This window comes from Psychrobacter sp. 1044 (assembly GCF_904846525.1).
In the GTDB taxonomy this organism is placed as follows: Bacteria; Pseudomonadota; Gammaproteobacteria; order Pseudomonadales; family Moraxellaceae; genus Psychrobacter.
The window spans coordinates 149,024-161,035 of the sequence record NZ_CAJHAZ010000003.1 but is presented as its reverse complement, the minus strand read 5'-3'; the positions used below and the strand labels follow the sequence as shown (position 1 = coordinate 161,035).

General features: G+C 43.3%; 8 protein-coding genes. 5 read left to right on the top strand and 3 right to left on the bottom strand.

The features are described 5' to 3' along the window. The first annotated feature begins 380 nt into the window (after positions 1 to 380). Positions 381 to 2,201, top strand: a complete 1,821-nt coding sequence (locus JMX82_RS03225) for an acyl-CoA dehydrogenase C-terminal domain-containing protein (protein WP_201539451.1) — start codon at positions 381 to 383, stop codon at positions 2,199 to 2,201. Positions 2,202 to 2,392: 191 nt separating this feature from the next. After that, positions 2,393 to 2,875 (top strand): hypothetical protein, encoded by a 483-nt coding sequence (locus tag JMX82_RS03220; protein ID WP_201539450.1) that lies wholly within the window; start codon positions 2,393 to 2,395, stop codon positions 2,873 to 2,875. Positions 2,876 to 2,912: 37 nt separating this feature from the next. Here the strand turns inward: JMX82_RS03220 and JMX82_RS03215 are convergent, their stop codons facing one another. Continuing rightward, a complete protein-coding gene (locus JMX82_RS03215) occupies positions 2,913 to 3,287 on the bottom strand; it encodes a 5-carboxymethyl-2-hydroxymuconate Delta-isomerase (protein ID WP_201539449.1) in 375 nt (124 codons plus the stop codon). A gap of 107 nt (positions 3,288 to 3,394) precedes the next feature. Continuing rightward, positions 3,395 to 3,883 carry a Cys-tRNA(Pro) deacylase gene (gene ybaK, locus JMX82_RS03210; RefSeq protein WP_201539448.1) on the bottom strand — a complete coding sequence of 163 codons (489 nt, stop codon included), beginning with the start codon at positions 3,881 to 3,883 and terminating at the stop codon, positions 3,395 to 3,397. Between the two features lie 258 nt (positions 3,884 to 4,141). On the opposite strand from ybaK, the gene plsB reads away from it, so the two are divergent. Beyond that, on the top strand, positions 4,142 to 6,925 hold the full coding sequence (gene plsB / locus JMX82_RS03205; RefSeq protein WP_201539447.1) for a glycerol-3-phosphate 1-O-acyltransferase PlsB: 2,784 nt from the start codon (positions 4,142 to 4,144) through the stop codon (positions 6,923 to 6,925). 146 nt (positions 6,926 to 7,071) lie between these two features. On the opposite strand, the gene ettA is transcribed toward plsB, so the two are convergent. Further along, the gene (gene ettA, locus JMX82_RS03200) at positions 7,072 to 8,733 is read right to left on the bottom strand and encodes an energy-dependent translational throttle protein EttA (RefSeq protein ID WP_045443195.1); all 1,662 of its coding nucleotides are present in this window, start codon (positions 8,731 to 8,733) and stop codon (positions 7,072 to 7,074) included. Between the two features lie 437 nt (positions 8,734 to 9,170). On the opposite strand from ettA, the gene JMX82_RS03195 reads away from it, so the two are divergent. Together JMX82_RS03195 and JMX82_RS03190 are read left to right on the top strand one after the other, a co-directional pair. After that, positions 9,171 to 10,394: a flavin reductase family protein gene (locus JMX82_RS03195; protein WP_201539446.1), complete on the top strand. Its 1,224-nt coding sequence runs from the start codon at positions 9,171 to 9,173 to the stop codon at positions 10,392 to 10,394. A gap of 149 nt (positions 10,395 to 10,543) precedes the next feature. Next, the gene (locus JMX82_RS03190; protein ID WP_201539445.1) at positions 10,544 to 11,893 is read left to right on the top strand and encodes a fatty acid desaturase family protein; all 1,350 of its coding nucleotides are present in this window, start codon (positions 10,544 to 10,546) and stop codon (positions 11,891 to 11,893) included. Positions 11,894 to 12,012 lie beyond the last annotated feature (119 nt).

Sequence of the window (12,012 nt, the reverse complement as noted above, 5' to 3'; positions counted from 1 at the left end):
CGTAAATGCAGTTAAAAAATGTTTTTCTGATACGGTCACATCTATCATTAATAGGTACTTAACCACAGACGCTGATAAAAACCGAATCCATCAATACATAAATTAATGTTTTGATTTAAAATATTAATTATGAATATTAGTTATTAGTTATATATTTGTCGCTATAGAAGATTTATACTGACAGTAACGCCGCGACAGCTGTTTTTTATCAAGGATGCCTTAAAGGCAATCAAAATGGATGAGCTGTTTTTGATAAATCTGAATGACGAGCCGTGATATCGTCTATTCTTACCCCAAATAATTAAACACCCTTTTACATGAAACGTGGCTCAACTACTGAGCTAGCCATTTATGATAGCGAATAACTAAAGAGAGCGACTATGTTAACTTACAAAGCACCTTTACGTGATATCAAGTTTTTAATAAATGATGTTTTCGACTTTCAAACTCATTATAAAGATTTGGATAATGGCGAAAATGCCGATCCTGAAACCGTCGATATGATTCTTCAAGGGATGGCAGATTTTGCTGAAAATGTCTTAGCGCCTTTATATCAACCAGCAGATGCTGAAGGTTGTCATTTTGAAAATGGTGTGGTCACAACCCCTAAAGGCTTTAAAGAAGCTTATGATCAATTTGTAGAAGGCGGCTGGCAAGGTATTTCTTACCCTGAAGAGTACGGCGGTATGAACTTACCGACCTCATTGAACTTAATTAAAGCTGAAATGATCGGTACGGCGAACTGGCCATGGGCAATGTATCCTGGTCTATCAACTGGCTGTATCAATACCATTATGCAATATGGTACCGATGAGCAAAAAGAAACCTACTTGCATAAATTGGTCGAAGGCTCTTGGGCTGGTACCATGTGCTTGACTGAACCGCAATGTGGTACGGATTTGGGTCAAGTTAAGTCTAAAGCCATTCCACAAGATGACGGCTCTTATAAGCTTAGCGGTACTAAGATTTTCATCTCAAGTGGTGAGCATGATTTAACGGAAAACATCGTTCATATTGTTTTAGCACGTTTGCCAAATGCACCAGAAGGCACACGCGGTATCTCATTATTTATCGTACCGAAATTTTTACCAACTACTGAGGGTGAAATTGGCGAGCGTAATGGTGTGACTTGTGGATCGATCGAACACAAAATGGGCATTAGCTCATCGGCTACTTGTGTGTTGAACTTTGATGATGCCGTGGGTTACTTAATTGGTGAGCCGAACAAAGGTCTAAAAGCTATGTTCACCTTTATGAACACAGCCCGTATTGGTACTGGTATCCAAGGTTTGGCGCATACTGAATTGTCATTCCAAAACGCGCTGCCGTATGCAAAAGATCGCCGTTCTATGCGCACCTTATCAGGCACGAAAGAGCCTGAAAAAGTTGCTGATGCCATCATCAACCATGCTGACGTACGTCGTATGCTATTGACCCAAAAAGCCTTTGCCGAAGGCGGTCGCTCGATGATTTATCATTCTGCGCGCTATGCTGATAAAATGGCACAGGGTATCATCAATGGCGATGATGAAGAGTTTGAAAAATGGGATGACAAATTGGGTTTCTACACACCAATCCTAAAAGGCTTCCTAACTGAACTAGGCATTGAAGCGGCCAAACACGGTCAGCAAGTCTATGGCGGTCATGGTTATATCAAAGAATGGGGCATGGAGCTAATTGCTCGTGATGCTCGTATCGCCACCATGTACGAAGGTACAACTGGTATTCAAGCATTGGATTTACTCGGTCGTAAAGTGATCTTGCAGTCTAAAGGCAAAATCATCCGTGATTACACCTCAAGCATTATGAAATGGTGTGGTGAGTATGCACTTGATAAAGACATGCGTAAATTTGTTTGGGCGCTCACCAAGCTATGTGCTGAGTGGAACACACTGACTGTACGCTTGATGCTAATGGCACGTAAAGACCGTGAGATCATCTCTGCTGCATCAGACGATTTCTTGATGTACTCAGGCTATGTCATGATGGGTTATCATTGGGCGCGTATGGCAGCGGTCGCTTATGACAAGCTTGAAACTGGTGGTACTGAATCACCAGAATTCTACAAAGCTAAGATCCAAACGGCTGAATTCTATTTTGATAAGTTGTTACCACGTACCTCGGGGCATGCCGAAGCCATGGTTGCACCAAGTGACAGCATGACAGCAATGAAGATTGAGAACTTTGCTTTTCTAGACTAAGTTTTTTAGACTAAGATAGCATCACAATTAAGCAGTAATTAATAAGAAAAGCGCCTAGCATGTAGGCGCTTTTTTATGCTTAACTAAAAGTACAGACGTTCTCATTAAAGCCTATCAATAATAAATATACATCATAGATGACGGTTAACGAGTAACTCATCATAGATAAACGGCCATTTTAGGAGCCAATCATGTTACCCAGTGATCATCAAAAAACTTCTTTAGCCTCATTATCTATACGAGTACTATTGCTCAGTACAGCACTGATCAGTTTTAGCGCAACTAGTGCTACGGAGCTGGCTAAAAACCCTGACATTCCTATTAAATTTGCCCAAGGCGCGATCAGTAGCACGATCACTGGCAAATTAAGCCCCAATGAAGATGAGCGCTGGTATCGCTTTGATGCCACCAGCTGGCAATATGCCGTTATTAATATTGCGCCACTTATTGGTACGCCTGAGACAGCCAGTGTCGGCGTATTACATATGCCAAACGGTACGCAAGATGGCAGCAAAGGCGGTATCGTGTATCAAGGCTGCCTACCCGCAACCGGAGAATATCGCTTACGTATTGCCCACAATTTGATGGCGACTGAAGGCAAAACGGCTGGTTATAAGGTTGAGGTAATGATATTACCCACATATGCCAGTAAATCGCTATGTGAGTACTTATAACCATTGATGAATCGTTGTTTCGGACGATATCAGCATTTTAGCTACCCAGCATTTTTTTATGATACACCGCACTAATTTCTTCAACTTCCACACATATTTGTAAGGCTGCTCGCCCTGATTGCTCTGCGCCTATCTCCTGCTCTATCGCCGTCACCAGCAGCCCTGCTAGCTGATTACGAATAACTATGTCACGACCAGTCATTAGTTTTAGATGCGCATAAATAAAGCCATACGCCTGCTCATCATCTTCAACGCCTACCAAAAATGTCTCAATAGGTACGATACGTGCTTTAATATCAGTCGGCGTGCCAAAGTGCCCACTGTCCCATAATGCTTTATTTAACGCTTTAAGCAATGATTCTTCATGAGCAATACTGACATTGGGCGTCATTTGAATGGTTAGATGTGGCATGAATATGTCCTTATAAAATATGAGTGAGGGAGTAAAATATTAGCCATCGTTTCAGACTTGATTAAACAACCCGTTAGCGGCAACGATTTTTAGTCATCAGTAACTTTTTAGTCATCAATAATAGTACTAAAGCAAGCAGCAAGGGTCTCAGCTAATTGTGCTGGTGGCAGCTCAATTTCTAAACCACGGCGACCACCGCTGACATAAATCGTTGTCTGCTCTGCAGCCGAGCTGTCTATGATAGTCGGCAAGCGCTTCTTTTGTCCCAATGGACTGACGCCGCCTAGCACATAGCCCGTACTACGCTCTACCTGCTTAGGATCCGCCATTTGCACTTTTTTGCAGGTCAGCAATTTATTCGAAGATAGCGCCTTAGCCATTTTTTTAAAGTTTAACGTTTTATCCACGGGTAAGATAGCAACGGCAAGCGTACCAGTCTCTGTCGATACCACCAAGGTTTTGAACACTTGTGACACATCCACGCCTAGCTTTTCTGCCGCCTCTAAGCCAAAAGAGACGGCATTACTGTCATGGACATAGTCGTGTAACTGATAGTTCAGAGCGCGTTGTTTGGCAAGATTAATCGCTGGTGTCATAATATTTCAGCTTATATCAATGATATTAAAGGGTAGATTTAAACATAATTACTCTATAGTGACTCTTGATTGTCGCCGAACTATTATTGCGCTAAATACATTAACTTTCAATTATTTGAGCTTATTAAGAGCGACTTAACTCACTATATAGTAACCAGACCGTATTAATATTAGCAGTATATACAGACACTATATATCGCTTTGATGGCTTTTATGGCATCATAAGCGCAACATATTTGACTATTTTTGATACTGATTATGATACCGAAGTTCTTAAAAAAACGGATTTTTAAAGCGCCAGTCACAACCGACAGCGCTTCTAATACTGACGTCAATCCAATCGCCCCCAGGCCTTATTCCAATGCGCCGATTAATCAAATTTATCGCAAGCTATCGGGGCAGCTACTCGATGTCGCTGTTAAACCTAAGCTATTGGGTGAATTACCTGAGTTCGATACAGACGATCAAACGCTAAGATTTTATGTGTTGCAAGATTACTCGCGCTCCAACAGTATTTTGATTGACCTGCAGACGCAAGAGCACAACTTACCGCCAGCATTGGTTGGGGTACATGATGCCGCCCATAATATCAAAGAAAACGCAGCCATCATATTTTTGAACCATCCAAGCGCCAAAGACGGCAAATTATCACCGCGCCTGTCACGTTTGGTGTCTGCTGTTTTGCAACATCCAGAGCTAAAAGTACGTTTGGTGCCCGTCTCTATTTTATGGGGACGCGCCCCAGAAAAAGAGGACTCACTGTTTAAACTGCTGACCGCTGACAACTGGCAAGACCCTAGCATCACCAAGCAGCTCTTTAATATCGGAGTAATGGGACGTGACACCTTTGTACAGTTCCATCCACCTCAAGATCTACGTACCCTTATCAATGATAGCCTTAAAGGCGATGAAGAAGGGTTTTCTATTTTTGATTCGCTAGCTACTGATTCAAAAGAGAACTTTATAAAAGAAAGCTCTGTAAAAGACAGCAATTTAGACATCACGAGTAGCGTGGGCGATGCTGACGAAGCACCAAACTATGCTTTGGTAGCGACCGCTGACAGCAATCGTGAGCTGGTACGTATGCTACAGCAGCGGCTTACGGTTTATTTAGACAAGCAGCGTGCCAGTATGCTCGGTCCTGATTTATCAGACAGACGCAACTTAGTAGATAAGCTGGTGTATTCACCAGCTATCAAACATGCGATAGAGGCAGAAGCCGTAGAATCCGGTATCAGTGTACGTGAAGCCCGTGTCTTGGCTAAAGGTTATGCCAATGAGATGGTCAATGATTATTCACATTCCATCGTGCGCGGTTTTTATAAGTTTTTAACGTGGTTATGGACGCAACTCTATGATGGCGTAGAAGTCCATCATTTCGAGCGCGTACGTGAGCTTGCGACTGACTATGAGCTGGTTTATGTGCCTTGTCACCGTAGCCATGTCGATTACCTATTGCTATCTTACGTCATCTACAAGCGCGGTCTGAGCATTCCTTATGTCGCTGCTGGTGACAACCTAGATGTACCCGTATTAGGTCCATTATTACGCGGCGCGGTTGCCTTTTATATACGTCGTAGCTTTCGTGGCAATGCACTTTATACTGCCGTCCTCCGCGAATATATGCACACCCTTATTACGCGTAACACACCGATTGAATACTTTATCGAGGGTGGTCGCTCGCGTTCAGGACGTTTATTACCACCGAAAATGGGCATGCTAGCAATGACAGTGCACAGTCAATTACGTCATTCTGAGAAGCCAGTGGTTTTCATTCCGACTTATATCGGTTATGAGCGTATTATGGAAGGTGGCACCTATGTTGGTGAGCTAAAAGGCAAGCCAAAAGAATCTGAATCTTTACTAGGCTTACTCAAAGTTGGTCGTAAAATTGAGCGTATCTTTGGTAATGTACATCTAAGCTTTGGCACACCACTACATCTTAGCGACTTTATGACAAAATTCGATGTGCCAGCCAATAGCTTGCCGACGGATCGCACCGATACCCCGCTCGATGATAAAGCCAGCGCGATGGTCGATAACATCGGCGTCAAAATCATGCAGCACATCAATAAGGCGGCGGTTGTGACGCCCGTTTCGTTATTATCATTGGTATTATTATCAGCGCCTAAAGCAGCTTTAGATGAAGAAATCTGCCGTGAGCAAATTGCCCTCTATCAAGGTCTTGCTCAGCAGTTGTCCTACTCAGATGATACCGTCATTACAGATATGAGTCCGCAGCAAATCATTGATTATGGTATCAAGCTAAAGCTCATTGAACGTACACCGCATATCTTAGGCGACATCATTCAGATTGCCGGCAAGCAAGCGGCATTGCTCAGTTATTTCCGTAATAACATTCTTCATGTCTTTATTCTACTGTCTTTTTTAGCCGCCTTAGTAGCGCGTAACGGTCGTATCGAACGTAGTCGTTTGGACAATATTGCTAAGCAACTCTATCCATTTTTACAAAGCGAGCTGTTCTTATATTACCCAGCACATGGCTTGGCTGATACCCTGAACAAAAAAGTCGACAGCCTACTCTCGCATGGTCTAATTGTCGAATTGAGCGATGGCGTACTCAGCGTCCCTGAGTCAAACAGCAAATGCTATCAGCAGCTGCAAGTGCTAGCGACGCCTGTCGGACAGAGCCTTGAGCGTTACTTTATGACGCTTGCTCTACTCGCCCAGCAAGGCTCAGGCAATCTAACCGAAAGCGAAGTCGTTGATCTGTGTCATCTGCTGGGTCAGCGCTTATCTGTACTATATGCAGATGATATTCCTGATTTCTTTGACCGCGCCTTATTCACCAGCTTCATCAGTGCCTTGACTCGTCTCGATTACTTGCAAAAAGATGATGAAACTGGCGTATTGACCTTCGATCATCGTATCAATGATATTGCTCGTCATGCTAAGTACGTGCTAACGCCTGACATGATGCAGATTTTGCAGCAAGTCGCCAGCTTAGATGAAGAAGAAATTACTCATGCGATTACTGAGATTAGTAATAAAAAGCAGCGTAAATTTGGGCGTAAGCGTTAATTTGTAACCAGCTATAATATTTAATGAGCTAAACTGAATATATCGAGCAAAAAAAGACCTCTAATTGATTAGAGGTCTTTTTTTATCTTTAAATTTGAAATTTCTAAGTAGCTGTTTTTTTAACAACTACTTTTTAAATAACAGTCCTAGGTTGAAATCTTTTTATATTTCATACGCTTAGGAGTGGCAGCATCACCCATCGTCTTTTTGCGATACGTTTCAAACTCAGAATAGTTACCATCGAACCAAACTGGGCCTTCATCTTCGAACGCCAAGATATGAGTCGCGATACGGTCAAGGAACCAGCGATCATGCGAGACGACCATGACCGTACCTGGGAAGACCTGAATCGCATCCTCTAGCGCACGTAAGGTTTCGATATCCAAATCGTTTGACGGTTCATCGAGTAGCAGTACGTTTGCGCCCTGCTTCAATGTCTTCGCTAGCTGTAAGCGGTTACGCTCACCGCCAGACAATTGACCGACGTGCTTTTGCTGATCTGAGCCTTTGAAGTTAAAGCGACCGATATAAGCGCGACTTGGCGTGGTGTAATCGCCAACCGTAATAATATCAAGACCGTCAGACACTTCTTCCCAAACGGTTTTGCTGTCATCTAAGTTATCACGTACCTGACCAACATAAGCGACTTTGACACTTTCGCCCAAATCGACTGAACCGGTATCTGGCGTATCACGCTCAGTAATCATGTTAAACAGTGTGGTTTTACCCGCACCATTTGGACCGATGATACCGACAATAGCACCAGCTGGCACGTTAAAGCTTAAGTTTTCATAAAGCAGACGATCACCAAATGATTTGGAGATGTTATTCACTTCAATGACTTTATTACCTAAACGTGGACCGGGCGGAATATAAATTTCAGCTGTCTCATTACGCTGTTGGAACTCTGTTGAGTTCAACTCTTCAAAGCGCTGTACACGAGATTTAGACTTGGCTTGTTGACCTTTTTGGTTTTTGCGAATCCAATCAAGCTCTTTTTTCAGCGCTTTAGCAAATGACTCTTCTTGCTTATTCTGCTGCTCTAAACGGGTGTTCTTTTGCTCTAACCACTCAGTATAGTTGCCTTCATACGGATAACCATGGCCACGATCTAGCTCCAAAATCCACTGAGCGACGTTGTCTAGGAAATATCTATCATGGGTAATGGCAACGATTGTACCGCTGTAGTTCTGTAAGAACTGCTCTAGCCATGCAACAGATTCGGCGTCCAAATGGTTGGTTGGTTCGTCAAGTAACAGCATATCAGGGCGTGACAATAGCAAACGGCATAGTGCCACACGGCGTTTTTCACCACCAGACAGCTTACTAACATCCGCATCCCAAGGTGGCAGACGTAGGGCATCAGCCGCTTTTTCTAACTGAGTATTTAAGTTATGGGCATCCCACGCTTGAATGATGTCTTCCATCTTGCCTTGTTCTTCAGCAAGCTTATCAAAGTCAGCATCAGGCTCAGCATATTCAGCATAAATGGCATCTAAACGTGCGAGCGCATCTAAGGCTTCACGCATACCGTCTTCGACGTTACCACGTACGTCTTTGCTGTCGTCAAGCTGTGGTTCCTGCGGCAAATAACCAATTTTGGTGCCAGTTTGCGCGCGTGCTTCACCACTAAATTCAGTATCCACGCCCGCCATAATGCGTAGCAAGGTTGATTTACCTGAACCATTGATACCTAGGACACCGATTTTGGCACCTGGGAAAAATGATAAGTTAATATTTTTTAAAATTTCACGCTTAGGCGGAACAAGTTTTGACACGTTGTTCATCGTGTAAATATATTGAGCCATTAACACTCCGATAGACTGCATAAAAGAGGCAAGCGAATCATACTTGGCAATGATGCCAAGCGTGCTGCACCTCAAAATCAGGGTTACAAATTATAAGCCATTATCGCATTGTGGCGCATGCCCTGCAAGCCAACAGATTGTTTTAACGATTGTTTTACGGCTTTTGTCACAGAGTACTCAGCTTTCTAGCTAAAAGCGGTAACGAAACCTACTCTCGAACCGTTTCGCTTAACATTCTGACTTATAACTGTTTTATAAAGACCACAAAAAATTGCATCAAAACTTTCGCAAATTTAATCAATAGCCGTTAGCATGTTAGGATAGCTTAACAGATTCAGTCGACCTGACCTAAGTGATATCCGCTAAATTGGCGCACAGGTGAACACAATATTTATGATGTCAATCATTTTGATAGTATTAACAAAGGTACTGATAATATGACCAACGGCTATCGCCCTGAAATGATTCAACATGCATTTATCGATTTTATTGGATCACACTTACAGCCGTTTTGGTCTTTCACTGTCCCAAAGCTGCGCCTTGTTGCGCGGTATACCCTTAGCGATGACTTAATAGCGCTCAGATTTGAGATCAATCATGCTTTTCGACGGCAATTAGTGGGTTCGCAACGTGGTTGGCAGGGTGGGCAACATCTTAACTTAAGCGTTCTTATTGAAGGTGTGTATCATCAGCGCAGCTATTCATTATTAGGTTTGGCGCATCAACCGCTCTGGTGGCAAAATGCTGCTATCAATAATAGTACTAATAGTGGCGCTAGTAAAAAGCAACCACCTTATCTTGCGGTTACTATTGCTATTAAGCCACAAGGCTTGGTTTCAGATTATTTAACCAAACATATGGCACTTGGCAGTGTCATCAACAGTAGTGTCCCTAGTGGCTCTTTCACTTTGGCACAATCATCTATAACGGTACAGACAAAATCAGCTGCCGAAAAATCTGCTTCTTTATTATTTATCGCAGGTGGCAGCGGTATTACGCCCATGTTAGGACTCATCACGCAAGCACTGGACAACGGACATCAGGTGACGTTGCTATATTACAGTCGCACTGAAATGCTCCCGTTCAAAAACCAATGGCAACAACTGAGCATAGCGTATCCAGCTTTCACCTATCATCTGGTCAATACCGAGAAATCTGATACTTATTTGGCTGGCAAGCGACACTTGAGCCTAGACAGTTTGTTGGCATTAAACCTGCCGCTGGCAGATACGCAAATATTTGCATGCGGTTCACAGACTCTGTTGACTGGCTTATATAAAGCAGCGGCGAAGGTAACCCTACCGCACAATAAAAACCTGCGCGATAATATCATTGTAGAAAACTTTGGTCATGCGTTGCCTGATTTCGATTTTGATAACGAACAAGCGCTCGATAGAAAAAAACACGCAGCACAACATACTGTTTATTTACGGGCGAGGCAACGGCAGTTTAATAGTAGCACGACACTATTGAATGCTGCAGAGGATGCAGGAATTCGCTTAGCGCACGGTTGTAGACAAGGTATCTGCCAGTTGTGTCGCTGCAATAAAGTCAGCGGTGTGGTCAAAAATATTCACACAGGAAAAATGAGCAGTGATGGTTATGAATCTATTCAAACTTGCATCAACATTGCCATGACTGATGTGGTGCTGGATATTTAACAACACGGTGATAAAAATAAATACTCATAACGGCTCGTAAGATAGAAACACAGCCTGCTGTTACCTTATAGCCTACGGTAAAAACTTAAACAACTTATTGAACCGAACCCAGTACCGACTCTCCGTACCATTTCGGTTAAGGATTATTTATGCGCTTGCTACCACCCGTCACTACGGCACAATCTGCTGTACCCGTTTTGACCACACTAACTGATGCAAAACAGCAGAAAGCAAAGCAGTTGACTCGCTACCCAACGTTGACAGGATCGCCCTTACCGAAGGCGCAATCTGATGCCCTCGCTCATGAATTAAATGTGCTTTACCGAAGCGTGATGGATTCATTAGGTAGTGATGACGCACGATACATTAAACGAGTGTATGCCGCGGTAGTCTATAGTGAGATGACAGCGCGTGGCTTACTGGCAGCGGCTGGATGCATGCAGTCAAAACGTAAAATAGTCGCGACTTGGTTATTGGGTACCTCGCTACTGAGTCTCAGCAAAATCCTAAACAATATGGAACTTGGGCATAATGTCATGCATGGTCAGTATGACTGGATGCAGCACCCGTATCTCAATAGCCAAAAGTTTGATTGGGACATTGTCTGTCCTGCCCCATTGTGGCAACACTCTCATAATTACTTGCATCATACTTTTACCAATATCGTTGGTCGTGACCACGACGTTGGCTATCACTTAATTCGCGTGACTGATGAGCAACCTTGGACGCCAAGCGACCGCCATAATATGTTGAAAACAGCGATATTGGCTCTAGGTTTTGAGTGGGCGGTCGCCTTTCATGATATTCAAATCAGTGTCGACGAATATGCGGACTTCCCTGATCGACACCAAACCATGCAACAGAAATCTCGCGCATTATTCGCCAAAATCGCACGGCAAGTAGGCAAAGATCATATTGTACTACCCACGTTAGCAGGGCTGACATTAGGTCGGCGTAGTGCTATGACTACACTGAGCGGTAATGTTACTGCCAATATCGCTCGTAATCTGTGGACATGGGCGGTAATATTCTGTGGACACTTTACCGAACAAGCCCATATCTATACCCATCTCGATGCCGATGAGACTAAAGGCGACTGGTATGTGCGTCAAATTCTTGGCTCCAGCAATATTCAAGGCAGTAAGCTGTTTCATATTTTGACGGGTAATTTATCGCATCAAATCGAACATCATATTTTCCCTGATATGCCAGCCAGTCACTATGCTCGTATCGCACCACAATTACAAGCAATATGCCGCAAGTACAATCTACCCTATAATACTGGGCGCTTTGGTACACAATTCCGGCAAATGCTGGAACGTATCCGCCACTTTAGCAAGCCAAGTGCTGAAGAATGGCAGTCTTATTTACACTCACAAACTACGTCAATCACTGAAACAAATCATGCCGTAGCAGAAAGACAAAAAGAGCTGCCCGCTATACGTGGATTGGGTAAATATCTTCCCCCTGTCATGCGCCAAGCCTTATTTTATGCTTGATATGCAGCTCATATGGAGATCACTGGTAGACCCCTTTAGTCTTAACATTTACTCTATCGACTCTTACGCTAAAGAACTATAAATGTGAATCGAAAGGACTCATACTTTAGTGAACAATC

Excerpts from the sequence above, each read along its gene's own strand:
- ettA (WP_045443195.1), bottom strand. The coding sequence starts at position 8,733 with ATGGCTCAATATATTTACACGATGAACAACGTGTCAAAACTTGTTCCG.
- ybaK (WP_201539448.1), bottom strand. The coding sequence starts at position 3,883 with ATGACACCAGCGATTAATCTTGCCAAACAACGCGCTCTGAACTATCAG.
- JMX82_RS03190 (WP_201539445.1), top strand. The coding sequence starts at position 10,544 with ATGCGCTTGCTACCACCCGTCACTACGGCACAATCTGCTGTACCCGTT.
- JMX82_RS03225 (WP_201539451.1), top strand. The coding sequence starts at position 381 with ATGTTAACTTACAAAGCACCTTTACGTGATATCAAGTTTTTAATAAAT.
- plsB (WP_201539447.1), top strand. The coding sequence starts at position 4,142 with ATGATACCGAAGTTCTTAAAAAAACGGATTTTTAAAGCGCCAGTCACA.
- JMX82_RS03195 (WP_201539446.1), top strand. The coding sequence starts at position 9,171 with ATGACCAACGGCTATCGCCCTGAAATGATTCAACATGCATTTATCGAT.
- JMX82_RS03220 (WP_201539450.1), top strand. The coding sequence starts at position 2,393 with ATGTTACCCAGTGATCATCAAAAAACTTCTTTAGCCTCATTATCTATA.
- JMX82_RS03215 (WP_201539449.1), bottom strand. The coding sequence starts at position 3,287 with ATGCCACATCTAACCATTCAAATGACGCCCAATGTCAGTATTGCTCAT.